17 protein-coding genes are annotated in these 15,737 nt (G+C 75.0%); 16 read left to right on the top strand and 1 reads right to left on the bottom strand.

Annotation, left to right across the window (positions count from 1 at the left end; all coding sequences use genetic code 11):
* The first annotated feature begins 237 nt into the window (after positions 1-237).
* The 3 genes from G9H72_RS12245 to G9H72_RS12235 all read left to right on the top strand — a co-directional run bounded on the left by G9H72_RS12245 (position 238) and on the right by G9H72_RS12235 (position 3,273).
* The gene (locus tag G9H72_RS12245; protein WP_166171390.1) at positions 238-1,092 is read left to right on the top strand and encodes a DUF2382 domain-containing protein; all 855 of its coding nucleotides are present in this window, start codon (positions 238-240) and stop codon (positions 1,090-1,092) included.
* 112 nt (positions 1,093-1,204) lie between these two features.
* The gene (locus tag G9H72_RS12240) at positions 1,205-2,404 is read left to right on the top strand and encodes an RNA polymerase sigma factor (RefSeq protein ID WP_166171388.1); all 1,200 of its coding nucleotides are present in this window, start codon (positions 1,205-1,207) and stop codon (positions 2,402-2,404) included.
* 23 nt (positions 2,405-2,427) lie between these two features.
* Entirely contained in the window at positions 2,428-3,273 is an 846-nt protein-coding gene (locus G9H72_RS12235) for a sulfurtransferase (protein WP_166171386.1), read from the top strand.
* 567 nt (positions 3,274-3,840) lie between these two features.
* Here G9H72_RS12235 and G9H72_RS12230 read toward each other — a convergent pair.
* Positions 3,841-3,984: a hypothetical protein gene (locus G9H72_RS12230; RefSeq protein WP_166171384.1), complete on the bottom strand. Its 144-nt coding sequence runs from the start codon at positions 3,982-3,984 to the stop codon at positions 3,841-3,843.
* A 98-nt stretch (positions 3,985-4,082) separates the two neighbouring features.
* On the opposite strand from G9H72_RS12230, the gene G9H72_RS12225 reads away from it, so the two are divergent.
* The 13 genes from G9H72_RS12225 to G9H72_RS12165 all read left to right on the top strand — a co-directional run bounded on the left by G9H72_RS12225 (position 4,083) and on the right by G9H72_RS12165 (position 15,717).
* Entirely contained in the window at positions 4,083-4,664 is a 582-nt protein-coding gene (locus G9H72_RS12225) for a TlpA family protein disulfide reductase (protein ID WP_166171382.1), read from the top strand.
* Positions 4,665-4,680: 16 nt separating this feature from the next.
* Entirely contained in the window at positions 4,681-5,547 is an 867-nt protein-coding gene (locus G9H72_RS12220) for a cytochrome c biogenesis CcdA family protein (protein WP_166171380.1), read from the top strand.
* 19 nt (positions 5,548-5,566) lie between these two features.
* On the top strand, positions 5,567-6,373 hold the full coding sequence (locus tag G9H72_RS12215) for an alpha/beta fold hydrolase (protein WP_166171378.1): 807 nt from the start codon (positions 5,567-5,569) through the stop codon (positions 6,371-6,373).
* The gene (locus G9H72_RS12210) at positions 6,366-6,959 is read left to right on the top strand and encodes a TetR/AcrR family transcriptional regulator (RefSeq protein WP_166171376.1); all 594 of its coding nucleotides are present in this window, start codon (positions 6,366-6,368) and stop codon (positions 6,957-6,959) included. The genes G9H72_RS12215 and G9H72_RS12210 overlap by 8 nt, the downstream gene beginning before the upstream one ends.
* 207 nt (positions 6,960-7,166) lie before the next feature.
* On the top strand, positions 7,167-7,616 hold the full coding sequence (locus G9H72_RS22420) for a prepilin-type N-terminal cleavage/methylation domain-containing protein (RefSeq protein WP_166171374.1): 450 nt from the start codon (positions 7,167-7,169) through the stop codon (positions 7,614-7,616).
* Positions 7,617-7,712: 96 nt separating this feature from the next.
* Positions 7,713-9,029, top strand: coding sequence for a prepilin-type N-terminal cleavage/methylation domain-containing protein (locus G9H72_RS12200; protein WP_166171372.1), 1,317 nt, complete (start codon positions 7,713-7,715; stop codon positions 9,027-9,029).
* A complete protein-coding gene (locus G9H72_RS12195; RefSeq protein ID WP_166171370.1) occupies positions 9,026-9,706 on the top strand; it encodes a PulJ/GspJ family protein in 681 nt (226 codons plus the stop codon). The genes G9H72_RS12200 and G9H72_RS12195 overlap by 4 nt, the downstream gene beginning before the upstream one ends.
* Before the next feature lie 20 nt (positions 9,707-9,726).
* Positions 9,727-11,559, top strand: coding sequence for a hypothetical protein (locus G9H72_RS12190; RefSeq protein WP_166171368.1), 1,833 nt, complete (start codon positions 9,727-9,729; stop codon positions 11,557-11,559).
* Between the two features lie 9 nt (positions 11,560-11,568).
* Positions 11,569-12,348 carry a prepilin peptidase gene (locus tag G9H72_RS12185; protein ID WP_166171366.1) on the top strand — a complete coding sequence of 260 codons (780 nt, stop codon included), beginning with the start codon at positions 11,569-11,571 and terminating at the stop codon, positions 12,346-12,348.
* A 133-nt stretch (positions 12,349-12,481) separates the two neighbouring features.
* Entirely contained in the window at positions 12,482-13,570 is a 1,089-nt protein-coding gene (gene pilM, locus G9H72_RS12180; RefSeq protein ID WP_166171364.1) for a type IV pilus assembly protein PilM, read from the top strand.
* A complete protein-coding gene (locus G9H72_RS12175; RefSeq protein ID WP_166171362.1) occupies positions 13,570-14,295 on the top strand; it encodes a PilN domain-containing protein in 726 nt (241 codons plus the stop codon). Before pilM ends, G9H72_RS12175 begins: the two co-directional genes overlap by 1 nt.
* A gap of 1 nt (position 14,296) precedes the next feature.
* Complete coding sequence (gene pilO, locus G9H72_RS12170; protein ID WP_166171360.1) at positions 14,297-15,007, top strand: type 4a pilus biogenesis protein PilO; 711 nt, start codon at positions 14,297-14,299, stop codon at positions 15,005-15,007.
* 35 nt (positions 15,008-15,042) lie between these two features.
* Positions 15,043-15,717: a hypothetical protein gene (locus G9H72_RS12165; RefSeq protein WP_166171358.1), complete on the top strand. Its 675-nt coding sequence runs from the start codon at positions 15,043-15,045 to the stop codon at positions 15,715-15,717.
* Positions 15,718-15,737: the final 20 nt, after the last annotated feature.

Below are 15,737 nucleotides of genomic sequence, written 5' to 3'. Positions count from 1 at the left end.
CAGGTGCGTGACCGGGGATCTGTCCTTTCGTTGCGACGACCGCTGCGCGGGGGACGCCCTGCAGGGAAGCGGACACGGTGGCCGGGCAGCAGCCCGCCGCCCCACACCCCGTCATTGCGCGACCCAGGGCCACCCGTGCGAGCTCCCGTGAGGGAGGGCGCGACGGTGCCCGGAGTCCCGCGGAGGCGCGGCCGTCGCCGCAGAGCCGGACGTATCGAATCGCAGAAAGGGCATCTCATGATCGGAACCGACGACCTGACCGGCGTCATCGGCGGCACCCTCTACGGCAGTGACGGCCAGAAGATCGGCAAGATCGGCCAGGTCTACCTCGACGACGCGACGGGCCGGCCTGAGTGGCTGACCGTGCACACCGGCCTGTTCAGCACGAAGGAGACCTTCGTGCCGCTCGCCGAGGCGACGACGAGCGCGGACGAGGTCCGGGTGCCGTACACCAAGGACCAGATCAAGGACGCCCCGAACGTCGACCCGGAGGCCGGGCACCTGTCCGAGGCCGAGGAGGCCGAGCTCTTCCGCTACTACGGGGTGCAGCAGGCCGGCACGGCCGGCTACGCCGAGGAGGCCGCGGGCTACACCGACGGCACGGTCGGCACGGTCGGCACGGAGACGACGACCGGCACCTACACCGGGGCGGGCACGGGAACGTACGAGACCGCCGGCACGGTGGGGCACGACACGTCCGGGCCGAACACCGACGACGCGATGACTCGCTCGGAGGAGCGCGTCCGCGTCGGCACCGAGACGGTCGCGGCCGGCCGTGCGCGGCTGCGCAAGTGGGTCGAGACCGAGCAGGAGACGGTCACCGTCCCCGTGCGCAGCGAGCGCGCGACGCTCGTCACCGAGCCCATCACGGACGAGAACTACGACCGCGCGACGTCGGGCCCCGCGATCAGCGAGGAGGAGCACGAGGTCGTGCTGCACGCTGAGCGCCCGGTCGTCACGACCGAGGCCGTCCCCGTGGAGCGGGTGCGCCTCGACGTCGAGTCCGAGACCACGAACGAGCAGGTCACCGAGGACGTCCGCAAGGAGCGCATCGAGCTCGAGGGCGACGTCGACGCGCCCACGCGCCGCTAGCCGGTACGGCGACGACCAGCGGTGCCCCGGGGATTCCCGGGGCACCGCTGACGTGTGTGCGGGGCCCGGCGCCCGGGCAGGTGGCGAGGCAGGCACGGCGGCAGGACGAAACATGACGGAGCAGGACTGGGGCGCGCAGGCCGTCGACGACCTCGCAGGACGGCTGCGCTCGTTCCTGGCGGGGTACCTGCGCGACCGCAGCGCGCAGGTCGATCTCGAGGACGTGGTCCAGGAGGCACTGGTCCGCACGTGGACGGCACGGGAGCGGCTGGATTCCGGAGTCGCCGTCCAGTCCTTCGCGCTGGTGACGGCTCGCAACCTGGCTCTGTCCAGGCTGCGCTCCGGGGCGGCGGCCCAGCGCGCGTACGAGCGGATGCCCGGCCCGCCGGAGCCACCCTCCCCGTCCGAGCAGGCCGAGCGCGCCGACCGGGCGCGGATGCTCTCCGCCGCGATCGCGGGGCTGCCGCGGCGGGACCAGGAGGCGCTGCTCCGGCACGACGTCGAGGGTGAGGCGCTCGCCGACCTGGCGGCCGAGCAGGACGCCTCGCCCGGGGCGCTGGCGGCGCGGCTGGCGCGGGCGCGCTCCCGGCTGCGCGTCGACTACGTCCTCGCCGTGCAACGGGCCGAGCTGCCGACGGCGCGCTGCCGCCCCGTCCTGCTGGCGCTGTCGGCGGCCGACCGCCGCCGGATGCGGGAGACCGGGGCGATGCGGCATCTGGCCGAGTGCGGCACGTGCGCCCGCCTCGCCGAGCCCCTGAGCGCGCGCCGCCTCCCCGCCGGCTGGCTGGTCCCCGGCGCCGCCCCGCTCGCCGGCGGGCCGCCCCCCTCGTGGTGGCGGTCCCTGGCCCGCAGGATGCTGCGCCCGCAGGCCGCGGTCGCGTCCGCAGCCGTGGCCGCCGGCGCCGCCGTCGTGGGCTACGCCGCGGTGCGTGCAGCCGAGGAGCCGCGGCCGGCGGCTCCGCGGAGCCTCTCCTCGCCGGCCCCGTCGGCCGAGGACCGGGTGGTCCGGCTGGCCGGCGCCGAGGTGCTCGCTGTCCCGGCCGACGAGGGCTTCTGGGTAGCGGCACCACCGGAGGTACGCCGCATGCCGGGGCAGGCGGCCCGGCTCTGGGTGCAGCTGCGAACCGGCGGCGACGAGTCCCGGGCCCACCTGCGCGCCGGTGACCTGGTCTCGGGCACCGGCCGCCTCGAGCCGACCGGGCCGGGGCTCGCCGAGCGGTTGGGGGTGACGGCCGCCGAGGGGGCGCGCGAGCTGGACGGTCAACCGCTGCACCTGGTCCTGCGAGCGAGCGATCTGCGGGTGGGCCGCTGAGCCCGCGGTGCGACGATGCGCACATGAGCGTGCTGATCCCGGTGAGCGAGCTGGCCGACGCTGTCTCGGCCGGCGGCGCCCTGCACCTGCTCGACGTGCGCTGGGCGCTCGGCGGGCCGCCCGGGCGCGCCGAGTTCGAGGCGGGCCACGTGCCCGGCGCCGTCTACGTCGACCTGGACACCGAGCTGTCCGCGCCGGCCGGGGAGGGCGTCGGCCGCCATCCGCTGCCGGCGCCCGAGGCACTGCAGGAGGCCGCGCGTTCCTGGGGGCTGCGGTCCGGTGTGCCCGTCGTCGTGTACGACGGGGGCAGCGGCGCGGCGGCCCGGGCCTGGTGGCTGCTGCGCTGGGCCGGCCACCCCGACGTACGCCTGCTCGACGGTGGCCTGCCGGCCTGGCGGGCGGCGGGGCTTCCGCTCGAGACCGGCCGGGCACCGGCCCCGGAGCCCGGCGACGTCACGCTGGGCGAGGGGCGGCTGCCCACGCTCGACGCGGACGGTGCCGCGCGCCTCGTGGCGGAGGGCGGGCTGCTCCTGGACGCCCGGGCAGCCGAGCGCTACCGCGGGGAGGTGGCCTCGGTCGACCCGAAGCCCGGCCACATCCCGGGCGCGGTCAGCGCGCCGTACCTGGACAATCTCGCGGCCGACGGCAGGTTCCTGCCGCCGGCCGAGCTCGCCGCGCGGTTCACCGGCCTCGGGGTCGAGCCGGGCCGCCCGGTCGGCGTCTACTGCGGCTCCGGGGTGACGGCGGCCTCGCAGATCGTGGCGCTGGCTGTGGCCGGCCACGAGGACGTCGCGCTCTACCCCGGGTCCTGGTCGCAGTGGGCCACCTTGCCCGGGCGGCCGGTGGCGACCGGCGCCGAGGCGGGCTGACGCGGCCCGGCCCGTCTGACGCGCGGCGGCGGCTCCACGAGGCGGGGGCTCTGCGCGCCCAGCTGCGCCGGGTCCGCGAGCAGGGCCAGGCCGGGCAGCTGCTGGCCAGCTGCTCGATCACGACGCGCGGCTGCAGGCGGGCGAGCGGCGCGACCAGACAGACGTGGATGCCGTGGCCGAAGCCGATGTGGTGGCGCACGTCGCCTCGGAAGACGCCGAAGCGGTCGGGCTGTCAGAAGACGTCGGGGCCCGACGAGCGCGGAGAGCAGGTCGTCCGCGGGGTCGGCGCCTCGGCGGGCCGCCAGCTCGTCGACCAGCTCCCCCAGGGCGCGGTCGCCCCGGCCCCGTCCGGCCCGCGTGACGCGATCGAGTCGACCAGGCGCGGAAGCGAGGCCGCTCGTCCTCGGGTACCCCGACCAGCCGGGCATGACGTTCACGGGAACGGGGTCGGCGAGGCCGCGCATGCCGTCGACGGTCCCGCTGGCCCGCACGTCCGCCAGCAGGCCGTCGACGGTCGCCGGGTCTCCGGCTCCGGTGCGGAAACCTTGCGCGGGGTGAACGCGCTGCTCACCAGCCGGCTCGGGCTCGTGTGGTCCGCGGCACCGGCTCCCCGGCCTCGCGCACCTTCGCGTGGAACGCGCTGCGGTCCCGGCGGGTGACCGGCTCCCACAGCCCGGAGGGGCCGACGTCGGCCTGCCGGGATCCCGGCATCTGCGACGTCACCGAGCCGTAAGGACGGGACCGCTTCCCCCGGGGCGGGGCGAGGGCGCTCAATGGGCCGGACCAATGACGGCAGCCCTGGAGGACCCGTGTCGCGTCGGCCCCTGCTCCTGCTCGCCCTCGGAGCCGCGCTCGTCCTGCCCGGCTGCGGCGGATCGGCCGAGCCCGCGCCGGGCGCGGCCGGCACGGCGGCCGCTGAGGCCGCCGTGCCCGGTGCGGTCTCGTCGCCCCCTGCGCCGGGCGACGTCCCGGCCGGGACCGAGGGGACTGCGGGGGACGCGCTCGACTTCGCCGCCACGACGCTCGACGGGGCCCCGTTCTCCGGCGCCTCGCTGCGCGGCCGGCCGGCCGCCCTGTGGTTCTGGGCTCCGTGGTGCCCGACCTGCCTGCGCCAGGCCCCCGCCGTGCGGGAGGCGGTGGCGGCCCATCCGGAGGTCAACATCGTGGGCGTCGCCGGCCTGGACTCGGCGGAGAACCTGCCGGGCTTCGTCGACATGGCGAAGGTCTCGTCGATCCCGCACCTGTCCGACGAGCCGGGCGAGATCTGGAAGCGCTTCGAGGTGGCCGAGCAGAGCACCTTCGTGCTGCTCGACGTGACGGGGCAGGTGGTGTTCCGCGGCCCGCTCGAGCCGGACGAGATCGCGGGCCGTCTGGCCCGGCTGGCCGGCTGAGCGCCCGGGCACGGGAATGTCCGACGTCCCGCTCGCGCTCGCGGCTGCCGCCGGAATGCTCGCCGCGCTCAACCCGTGCGGCTTCGCGCTGCTGCCGGCGTACCTCTCGCTGGTGCTGGCCGACGCGCCCGGGCGCTCCCGGGCGGCCGTGACGGGCCGGGCGCTGCGGTTCGCGGGGGCGATGACCCTGGGGTTCGTCGGGGCGTTCGCCCTCTTCGGGCTCGCGTTGCGGCCGGTGGCCGGGCCGCTGCAGCAGCGGCTGCCCTGGCTCACGGTCGCGCTCGGCGTCGGCTGCGTGCTGCTGGGCGGCTGGCTGCTGCTCGGGCGCGGGCTCGGCGTGCGCGCCCTGGTGGCCCGGCGGGCGCCGCGGGTCGACGGCTCGTTCCCCGCCACGGTAGTGCTCGGCGTCGCGTTCGCCGGCGCCTCCCTCGGCTGCACGGTCGGCCCTTTCCTCGCCATCGTCGTCTCCAGCCTGCGTGCCGGGTCGCTGCTCGAGGGAGGGGCGCTCTTCCTGGCGTACGCCCTCGGCATGGGCGCCGTGGTGGCGACGGCCGCCGTCGCGGTGGCGCAGGCCCGGTCCTGGCTCGTCCGGCGGATGCGGGCGGCCGCGCCGTACGTCTCGCGTGCCGGCGGTGCGGTCGCCGTCCTGTCCGGTGCCTACGTCGCCTACTACGGCTGGTACGAGCTGCGGGTCCTGCGGGGCGAGCTGCAGGGGGACCCGGTGGTCGAGGCGGCGGGCCGGCTGCAGGGGGTGCTCGCGGACGGGCTCGACCGGGCCGGCCTCGGGGCGGTGCTGGCGGCGCTGGCCGTTCTCGTCGTGGCCGGCGTCGGGATCGGCCCGGCCCGGCGGGCGGTGCAGCAGCGCCTTGACCGCCACGGCTAAGAGTATTAGCTTCATGGCTATGACTACTAGCTACCTGCAGCTCGCCGGCGGGCGCATCGCGTACGACGTGACGGGCGACGGGCCACTCGTGGTCTGCCTGCCCGGCATGGGGGACGTCCGCTCGGTCTACCGCTTCCTCGTCCCCGCGCTGGTCGCGGCCGGCTTCCGCGTCGCGACGATGGACCTGCGCGGGCACGGGGAGAGCGACGTCGGCTTCGACTCCTACGACGACGTCGCCGCGGGGCGGGACGCGCTCGCCCTGGTCGAGCACCTGGGCGGCCCGGCCCTGCTCGTGGGCAGCTCGATGGGGGCCGGCGCCTCGGTGTGGGCGGCCGCCGAGCGCCCGGGGGCGGTCCGCGGGCTGGTCCTGGCCGGGCCGTTCGTCCGCGACCCCCGGCCCCGCCGGCTGGTCACCCTCGCGCTCAGGGTCGCGCTGCTGCGGCCATGGGGGCCGGCGGTGTGGCGCGCGTACTACCGGGCGCTCCATCCCGGGCGCCGCCCCGCCGACCTCGCCGACCACCTCGCCCGCATCGCGGCCGCGCAGCGCCGCCCGGGCGCCTGGCGCGCCTTCGCCGCCACCACCCGCACCAGCCACGCGCCCGTGCAGGCGCGGATCGCCGAGGTGGCCGCGCCTGTCCTCGTCGTCATGGGCGAGCGGGACGCCGACTGGCCGGACCCGGCGGCGGAGGGCCGCTGGGTGGCCGACGCCCTGCGGGGCGAGCTGCTCCTCGTCGAGGACGCCGGCCACTACCCGCTGGCCGAGTACCCCGAGCTGGTCGCCCCCGCCGTCAGGGACTTCGCGCGGGCCGCGACCGCCCGTGCCTAGGGCCGGCCTCACGCCCGAGCGGGTGGTCGAGGCCGCGGCCGTGCTGGCCGACGAGGTCGGGCTCGAGCAGCTGACGCTGGCGCTGATCGCGCAGCGGCTCGGGGTCGCGATGCCCAGCCTCTACAAGCACGTGCAGGGCCTGGACGACGTACGCCGACGGCTCGCCGCCCGGGCCGTGGCCGAGCTGGCGGCCGAGCTCGCCGACGCGGCGGCGGGCCGGGCCGGGCCGGACGCGCTCGCCGCCGTCGCCGGCGCGTACCGGGCGTACGCGCACCGGCATCCGGGGCGCTATCCGGCCACCTTGCGCGCGCCGAGCCCTGACGACCCGGCGCACGTGGCCGCGGGGGAGCGTGCCGTGGGCACCCTGTACGCAGCGCTGCGCGGCTACGGGCTGGAGGGGGAGGACGCCGTGGACGCGACCCGGTCCCTGCGCAGCGCGCTGCACGGCTTCGTGGCGCTGGAGGCAGCCGGCGGGTTCGGCCTGCCCCGTGACGTCGACCGCTCGTTCGAGCGCCTGGTGGCCGCGCTCGACGCGGGGCTGCGGGCGTGGCCCGGGCGTCCGGCAGAAGTTGTGCGCGGACGCTAAACCGCGTCCGGAATGGGCCGATGGATCAGGTGTCATCGAGCCGCACCGGCAAGAGAAGGGGCGCCCCACCGACGAGGTGGGTGCCACATCAGGGGTTCACCGCGAGCCCGCTGGACCCCTGACCTCTCCTCGGCCGGCACCGAAAGGTGCCGCGAGGGACCGGCGGGGCGGCTCACCGATCGGTCCTCCGGGAAGGAACTCCCACCCATGCTCGCTCGTCTCCGCAACGCGCAGGACAAGAAGGACTCGGGCTTCACGCTCATCGAGCTCCTCGTCGTCATGATCATCATCGGCATCCTCGCCGCCATCGCCGTGCCGGTCTTCCTGAACCAGCGTGCGAAGGCCCGTGAGACCTCGGCCAAGTCCGACGTCACCACGATCGGCAAGGAGGTCGCCGCCTACTACGTCGACGGGACCGGCAACGTCACCCTGGCCACCGCCGGCAGCACCTGGACCCTGACCGACGCCACGGCGAACGCGCAGATCACCACCGGCTCGCTGAGCTCGGGCAACACGGCGCGCACCGTGGCCCAGGGCACCGCCGGCGCCTGGTGCGTGCAGGTCGGCACCAACGACAACCCGGCCAAGATCTGGCGTTACCAGGGCGGCAGCAACGCCAATGCCGCTCAGGGCCTCAGCCAGGGCGCCTGCGCCTGACCCACCGCCGGCAGAAGGGGTGGCCGCCTCGGCGGCCACCCCTTCCGCGTTGCCCGGCGGGCTCAAGCACGAGCCGGATCCGCCGACACCTACTCCGTGACCCGAGACGAGAGGACGCCGCGCGTGCTCGACCGGATGCGCCGCGACGACGGCTTCACCCTCACCGAGGCGATCGTCTCCCTCGTCATCTTCGGCCTGCTCGCCTCGATCACGGCCTCGCTGCTGATCGGGCTGCTGAGCACCACGAAGGCGAACGACCAGCGGGCGGTCGCGTCCAGCCTCGCCTCCCAGCAGATCGAGGCCGTCCGCGGCCAGGACGCGCTCGCGATCGCCGACGGCCTCACGAGCGCGCGGTCGACCGTCAACGGCACGACCTACGACATCCGGCAGACCGCGAACTTCGTCTCCTCGGGGGAGGCCACCTCGCTCTGCGCCGGCACCGGCTCGAGCCTGGCGTACAAGCTGATCACCGTCGAGGTCCGCTGGCCGGACATGGGCTCGACGCAGCCGATCCGGATGGACACGCTGCGCGCCCTCGGCCTCGGCAGCGACGCACTGGACCCCGAGAAGGGCACCCTCGCCATCCTGGTCAAGACCCCGAAGGGCCGTCCGATCGGGGACGCGGTCGTCAGCCTGAGCCCGGGTGCGCTGACCCGGGTGACCGGCAGCGACGGCTGTGCCGTCTTCACCGGGGTCACGCCCGGCTCCTACTTCCCGACCGTGTCGAAGGCCGGCCACATCAGCCGCGAGGGCCTGCCCACGTTCACCCCTCAAGCTGCCGTCACGGCGCTCAAGAACACCGTGACCCGCGCGACGATCGACTCGTACGCCGCTTCCGGCCGGCTTGCGGTCACACTCACGTCCCCGAACGGCTTCCCGATCCCCGCGACGCTCGGCCTCACGCTGGAGAACTCGCTCTGGGCGTCTCCGCGAGCCCGTCCCTTCGCCGACTGCTCCGCCGTCCAGACCGCTCCGCGTGGCTGCGTGTCCTGGGACACGACGGTCCCGGCCGCACCGCCGCGCGTCGCCGCCGCCGTCTTCCCCGACCCCTACCGGGCCTGGGCGGGCACGTGCTCGGCCGTCGCGCCGGCCTCGCCCGCCACGTCGTCGCTGACCCAGGTCGGCGAGAGCACGACCAGCCCGGCGGAGGTCCGACTTGTCGACCTGCAGGTACAGCTGAACGGCGTTTCCGGAACCAGCAAGGTGTGGGCGGTGCAGCCCGCGAACGCGCAGTGCACTTCCGGGGAGCAGTGGCCGCTGACGGAGACCGCGGCCGGTGTCTACCGGGCGGCGCTTCCCGCGGGCACCTGGACGATCGTCCGGACGGACGGCGCTGCGCCGACGGGCACGACGGGCGTCGCCACCGCCGTCCTGAGCCCCGGCCAGACGCAGCCGGTGCAGGTGATCGGATGAGCAGCGAGTTCTTGGCCCGGCTGCGGCGGCGGTCCGTGCGTGGCGACGCCGGCATCACCCTGACCGAGCTCATCGTCGCCATGTTCGTCGGGAGCATCGTGCTTTCGGGAGTCGCCGCGCTGACCATCTCCACCCAGAAGTCGGTCAGCCAGGCGATGGCCCGTGCCGGCGCCACGGCCGACGTGCGGACGGCGCTGGCCTACATGTCGCGTCGCCTGCGGGTGGCCGTGCCGCCCGGCGGCGGCACCGCGGGGGCGTTCGAGGCGGCGGGCCCGCGATCGGTGACGTTCTACGCCAGCCTCGTGGCACCCGGGTCCACGGGGACCCCGGCGCCGACGAAGATCGAGTTCTACGTCGACACCGCCGCTGGCTGCCTGGTGGAGGCCCGCACCGCCGCGGTGGGGGCCGGTGCCCCGTACACCTGGCCGTCCTCGGGCCGGAGGACCACCTGCATCGCTCTCGGCTCGATCAACCCGGCAGGCCAGCGCCTGTTCACCTTCTACGCCACCCCCGGCGCGACGACACCGCTCGCGACCGACGCCTCCGGCGCGGTCACCGCACGTGACCTGCCCGCCATCGAGAGCGTTGCGGTCGACCTCGCCGTCGCGCCGACGAAGCCCGCCGGGACGGCTCCGTCCCAGGCGAGGACCCGGCTCACCCTGACCAACCTGCTATGACCGGCCCTGGAGGGACCCCGATGCGCTCGCGCGTGCTGCTCCGCGCCCGCCGTGGCGAGGACTCCGGCTTCACGCTCGTCGCCGTCGTCGTCGCGATGACGGTGCTGATGCTGATGCTGCTCTCCGCGCTCGCCTACGTCGTCCGCGACCTAAAGCCGGGCCGGGAGAACGAGGACGGGCTGACGGCGCTCGCAGCCGCCCAGGCGGGGGTCGACGAGTTCGTGTCCCGGCTCAACGGCAACGGCCTGTACTACCAGACCATGACCGCCGACCGGACGAACCTCGCGGTCGTCAACCCGAACGACCCCGTCGCGAGCAGGAGCATCGGCGTGGCGGCGCCCGGTACCGGGGGAGTGGCCGGCTACTTCAAGTACTGGCCGCTCGGCACCGCGACGGAGACGGCGCGCACCGGCATCATCCGGCTGCGCGTGACGGGGACCAGCGGCAGCGGGCCGGAGGCCGAGTCCCGCACGCTCACCGTGCAGCTGCAGCGCAAGACCCTGCTGAACTACCTGTGGAACACCCAGTTCGAGGTGCAGGACCCGCTGGTCTACAAGGACGCCGCCCGGGCCGACGTCTCCGGATCCGCAAGCCCCGGGAACAACTTGTTCTACGCCGCAGACCCCAGGATCGTCGAGGCGCTCTGCTCGGCCCGCTACTTCCGGCCGGCCGGCGCGGCGTCGACCGTGCCGGCCCGCGCCAGCACGACGTACAAGGCCGGCACCAGCTTCCGGATGCCGGACGGGACGACATACAGCAACCCCTACTACAACGTCATCGACCGCAAGGGAAATGTCGTGAACGGCCCGTACCGCGACGGGAGGACGGTGACCAGCGTCTGCCGTAGCGGCGAGCTCTCCTGGACCACCGGTGACGTCGTGGACGGGCCGCTGCACAGCAACGACGCGCTGAGCATGAGCGGCACGCCCGCCTTCCTCAACCCGAAGGTCGAGACCGGCTGGTCCACGACGTCGGCTCCGGCGGCCGACGCCGGCCGCGGCTTCTGGTACGGGTCCGGGGGGCCGCTGACCTCCTACGGGGGGCGCGCTGCGTACCAGCCGGCCTATGCGCCGGACGTCGCGCTGCCGGCGACCAACAGCGACCTGCGGGCCAGCGCGGTGACCGACGGGTGCGTCTACACGGGCGAGACCCAGATCACCTTCAGCGGCACCACCATGACCGTCTACAGCCCCAACACCACCACGACGAAGAGCGGCTGCTTCAACGGCAACGCCCGGAGCTCGGCGCAGACGTACCCCATCCCGCCGGTGGTCTACGTCGACCAGCTGACCGGGACCTGCCTCACCTCGCTCGGCTTCGAGCGGGCGACGATGGTGCAGAACAGCCGGACCAACGACTACGACTGCAGTGACGGTGACGCCTACGTGCAGGGCACGGTCTCCGGCCAGGTCACGGTGGCCTCGGCGGACGAGATCGTCGTGACCGGGGACCTGAAGTACGCTTCCGGTCTCTCCGGCACGGACGTCATCGGCCTGGTCGCGAACGGATTCGTGTGGGTGTACCACCCGGTCAACGCCAACGACGAGAACCTGCTCACGTCCGCGGCCAGCGTCCACTACATCGACGCCGCGCTCACCTCGCTCAGCCACAGCTTCGCGGTCGAGAACTCGAGCTCGGGCGCCGGCCTCTCCTCCGCGAGCAGCGACGCGAGCAAGCTCAACATCCGCGGAGTGATCGTGCAGAAGTTCCGCGGCGCGGTCGGCACGGGTGGTGGCGCGAGCGGATACCTCAAGAACTACATCTACGACGCCCGGCTCGCGAACCAGCCGCCGCCCTACTACTCGCGCCCGGTGGACACCACCTGGAACGCGACCCTGCTCTCGGACGGGTAGGAGGCCCACGTGCCCGCCCTCCTCGTGCTGCTGGCCGTCGTCGGCCTCGCCGTCGGCTCCTTCCTCAACGTCGTGGTGTGGCGGGTGCCGCGCGGCGAGAGCGTCGTGGCCCCGGGATCGCACTGCCCGTCCTGCGCCGCCGCCGTGCGCACGCGCGACAACGTGCCGGTCCTGAGCTGGCTGCTCCTGCGCGGGCGATGCCGCGACTGCGGGACGCCCATCAGCCTGCGCTACCCGCTGGTCGAGCTGCTCACCGCCGCCGTCTTCGTCGTGCTCGGCGCGCGCCTCGGCGCCTCGTGGGAGCTGCCGGCGTACCTCTACCTCGGGGCGCTCGGCGTCGCGCTCGCCCTCATCGACCTCGACGTCAAGCGGCTGCCGAACGTCCTGGTGCTGCCGGCGTACGCCGTGGCGCCCCTGCTGCTGACCGTGCCCGCCGTCCTCGACGACCGCTGGCCGGACCTGGGGCGCGCCCTGCTCGGCGGGGCGGCCCTGTACGCCGGGTACTTCGCGCTCGCCTTCGCCTATCCCGCCGGCATGGGCTTCGGCGACGTCAAGCTGGCCGGCGTCCTCGGCATCTACCTGGGCTGGCTGGGCTGGGGGCCGCTCGCCGCCGGCGCGTTCCTCGGCTTCCTGCTGGGCGGGGTCGTGGGCGTGGCTCTGCTGGCCGGCCGACGCGCCACCCGCAAGACCGCGATCCCGTACGGGCCCTTCATGCTCGTCGGCGCGCTGCTCGGCGTGCTGGCCGGCAGCAGCATCACCGGCGCCTACCTCGACGTCATCGGCGTCTGACCCCGCCCGCGGGCCTTCCCCACGCGCCCGTTCGGGAGGCGCGGGGGCTCAAGGCGAGGGCCACCGCGCCGATGGTCTTGTCGAGTGCACTTCCGTGCGCAGCGCGGCCCTGCCGGCCGGGGAAGGAAGCGACGTGGCTGGAGCCATCGGTCTCGACATCGGGACGTCCGGCGTACGGGCGGCGGAGGTGTCGTCCGGGAAGGGGCGGGCGACCCTCGAGCGCCTCGCGGAGGTGCCGCTGCCTCCGGGCGCCGTGCGCGACGGAGAGGTCGTCGACGTCGCAGCCGTGGCGGCAGCCCTGCGCGAGCTCTGGGCGACCGGCCGCTTCTCGACCAAGAAGGTCGCCCTGGGCGTCGCCAACTCCCGCGTCGTCGTCCGTCAGGTCGAGCTGCCGTGGATGCCGCTGGCCGACCTCAAGGCCTCGCTCGCCTTCCAGGCCCAGGACCTCGTCCCCATGCCGATCGACCAGGCACTGCTCGACTTCCACCCGCTGGAGGAGTTCGAGGCCCCCACCGGCGCACGCCTGCTGCGCGGACTGCTCGTCGCGGCCTCCCGCGAGATGGTCGACAAGCTGGTGGACGCCGTCCAGCAGGCAAAGCTGGTGCCGACGTCGGTCGACCTCACGTCCTTCGCGGTGCTGCGCTCGATCGGCTCGGTGGTCATCGCCGGCCCGGCTGCCGACGGGCCCGGCGTCCCCGTCGAGGCGATCGTGGACGTCGGCGCGTGCGTCACCAACGTCCTCGTCCACCAGGGTGGCGTCCCGCGCTTCGTCCGCATCCTGCCCATGGGCGGCCAGCACCTCACCGAGGCCGTGGCCGACCGCCTGGGCGTCCCGTTCGAGCGCGCCGAGCAGCTGAAGCAGGAGCTCGGCGCCGGCGCGCCGGACGGCCCGGCCCCGGAGTGGGACGGCTCGGAGAGCGACCACGCGCGGCGCGCCCTCGCCGACGCCACGAGCGCCCTCGTCGCGGAGATCCGCGGCTCGTTCGACTACTACGTCGCCTCGTCCGGCACCGCGCCGATCGCCCACCTGCTGCTCAGCGGGGGGAGCGCCCGGCTGGCCGGGCTGGACGCCCGCCTCTCCGAGGCCACCCGGCTGCCCGTCCGCACGGTGACTCCGCTCCCGCGGCTGCGGATCGGAAGGACCGGCCTGAGCGAGCACGCCCTGGGCCTGCTCGCCCCGTCGTCGACGGTGCCCGTCGGCCTCGCTCTCGGAGCTGCCTGATGACCACACCCACCTTCCTCTCCGCCGAGACCGCGGACACCGCGGTCTCCGCCGCCCGTGCGGCAGTCCTGCCCCGGGTCAACCTGCTCCCGCCCGAGATCCTCGAGCAGCAGCGGTTCCGCAGGGTGCAGGCGGGCCTCGGGGCCGGCCTCGGCCTGGTGGCCGCGCTCGTCGTCGCCGGCTACGCCCTGTCCGCCGGGTCCGTGTCCGACGCCCGGCAGGACCTCGCGGCCGCGAGGTCCGAGGGCGCGCAGCTGCAGAGCGCGCAGCAGGAGTACGCCGACGTCCCCCAGGTCGAGGCCGACCTGAAGGCCGAGTCGGCGCTGCTGGCCCAGGCCATGGGCCGGGACGTGCGCTGGTCGCAGTACCTGCGGGACATCGGCGTCATCGTCCCCAAGGGCGTCTGGCTGACCGAGGTGTCGATCGTGCAGCCCGAGGCCGGCGCCGCCACTGCAACGGACGCCGCGGGGACGCCGGCCACCGGCAGCGCGGTGACCTCGGCCCCGGTCGCCACGATCACCTTCACCGGCAAGGCGACGAGCCAGGACGCCGTGGCCGGCTGGCTGGACGCGCTGTCCGGCGAGCCGGGTTTCGCCGATCCGTACTTCACGAACTCGCAGTCGGCGGTCGACGCCGAGCTCGGGCGCACGCTCATCACGTTCTCCTCGAGCGTGAACGTGACCGCCGAGGCGCTGTCCCACCGCTACGACTCGACGGGGAGCTGACATGACCCGCACCCAGAAGTGGACCGCCGCCACGGTGGCGGCAGGCCTAGTCCTGCTGGCCGCCGGCTGGCTGCTCCTCCTCGGGCCGAAGCGGGCCGAGGCCTCCGGCCTGCGCGACGAGGCGACGGCGCAGCTGGCCCAGAACGCCCAGCTCTCGACGCAGCTCGGCCAGCTCAAGGTGCTGGCGCAGGAGCTCCCCGCCAAGCAGCGCGCGCTGGCCCAGCTCAACAGCAAGGTGCCGGACAGCGTCGACCTGCCCACGCTCGTCCGCCGGATCACGGCCCTGGCCACGGCCTCGGGTGTCACGCTGGGGAGCATCTCGCCCGCCGCACCGGTGGCTCTCGCCGGCACCGACGGCACCGTCACGGGGATGCAGAGCGTCTCCGTGGGGCTCACGGTCACCGGCGACTACTTCGAGGTGGCCGGCTTGCTCAGCCGGCTGGAGACGATGGGCCGCGCCTTCCTGGTGACCACGGTCTCCCTCACCGACGCCATGGCGACGGGCACGGACGAGGCGCCGGCCGGGACGGTCCAGGCGCAGATCCAGGGCGCGGTCTTCGTGCGCCCTGCCGACGGCACGGGCACCGCGGCCGGGGGCACCGCGGCCGTGGGCAGCAGCGCCCCGGCCGCCACCCTGTCCGGCACCACCCCGTCCGGCACCACCCCGTCCGGCACGCCTGCCGGCGGCACCTCGACCCTGCCCGCCAGCTGACCCGGCTCCGGCACGCTCACCGAAGGACACCTTCCATGCCCCGCAGTGCAGGAGACCCCGCCGACCAGCGCCAGGTGCGGCCGGCGTTCCTCGTGGCCGCCGGCGGCGCCGCGGTCGTCGCGGCCGGGATGCTCGCCTGGTCCACGACGTCCGGCGGCGACGACACCGCCCTCGCGGTGGTGACGACGGCCCCGGCCGCCGCCCCTGCGTCCCCGGTTCCCGCGGCCTCCGCCATCCCGGCAGCCACGCCTGGCTCCGGCGGGGACGACACGCTGACCAGCGCCCGGCCCGCCGGCGGCGGCGCGCTGCGCAACCCCTTCGTCCCGCTCGTCGCGGCCGCGCGCCCGTCGGCAACCCCGGCCGCCTCGGCCGCGCCCTCCGCGAGCGCCACGCCGGCGCCCACCGCGGTCCCGAGCGCCACCGCGGCACCCGGCTCGGCGGCTCCCGGCCCGACGCCCACCGCCACGCCCGCTCCCACGCCGTCTCCCAGCGCGGCCCCGGTCGTCGTGAAGCTCGTGGCGGTGGGCGGCGACAACGCCGCCGCGACCTTCCAGGTCTCCGGCAAGACGTACGTCGCCGTGCCGGGCGCGGAGTTCGCCGAGCGGTTCACCCTGCTCCGCCTGGAGGGCGGCAGCTGCGGGACCATCGCGTACGGCACCGTCAAGAAGGACCTCTGCGAGGGCCAGTCCCTGACGGTGCCTGCAGGCTGAGGCACCGCGCGCGCGTACGG

This window comes from Motilibacter aurantiacus (assembly GCF_011250645.1).
In the GTDB taxonomy this organism is placed as follows: domain Bacteria; phylum Actinomycetota; class Actinomycetes; order Motilibacterales; family Motilibacteraceae; genus Motilibacter_A; species Motilibacter_A aurantiacus.
Note: the sequence above shows the minus strand (reverse complement) of the source record. Positions and strands in the feature narration are given on the sequence as shown.

Coding starts and splice junctions, on each gene's coding strand:
- G9H72_RS12245 (WP_166171390.1), top strand. CDS start 238: ATGATCGGAACCGACGACCTGACCGGCGTCATCGGCGGCACCCTCTAC.
- G9H72_RS12175 (WP_166171362.1), top strand. CDS start 13,570: ATGACCACACCCACCTTCCTCTCCGCCGAGACCGCGGACACCGCGGTC.
- G9H72_RS12195 (WP_166171370.1), top strand. CDS start 9,026: ATGAGCAGCGAGTTCTTGGCCCGGCTGCGGCGGCGGTCCGTGCGTGGC.
- G9H72_RS12235 (WP_166171386.1), top strand. CDS start 2,428: ATGAGCGTGCTGATCCCGGTGAGCGAGCTGGCCGACGCTGTCTCGGCC.
- G9H72_RS12240 (WP_166171388.1), top strand. CDS start 1,205: ATGACGGAGCAGGACTGGGGCGCGCAGGCCGTCGACGACCTCGCAGGA.
- G9H72_RS12220 (WP_166171380.1), top strand. CDS start 4,681: ATGTCCGACGTCCCGCTCGCGCTCGCGGCTGCCGCCGGAATGCTCGCC.
- pilO (WP_166171360.1), top strand. CDS start 14,297: ATGACCCGCACCCAGAAGTGGACCGCCGCCACGGTGGCGGCAGGCCTA.
- G9H72_RS12165 (WP_166171358.1), top strand. CDS start 15,043: ATGCCCCGCAGTGCAGGAGACCCCGCCGACCAGCGCCAGGTGCGGCCG.
- G9H72_RS12190 (WP_166171368.1), top strand. CDS start 9,727: ATGCGCTCGCGCGTGCTGCTCCGCGCCCGCCGTGGCGAGGACTCCGGC.
- G9H72_RS12215 (WP_166171378.1), top strand. CDS start 5,567: ATGACTACTAGCTACCTGCAGCTCGCCGGCGGGCGCATCGCGTACGAC.
- G9H72_RS22420 (WP_166171374.1), top strand. CDS start 7,167: ATGCTCGCTCGTCTCCGCAACGCGCAGGACAAGAAGGACTCGGGCTTC.
- G9H72_RS12230 (WP_166171384.1), bottom strand. CDS start 3,984: ATGCCGGGATCCCGGCAGGCCGACGTCGGCCCCTCCGGGCTGTGGGAG.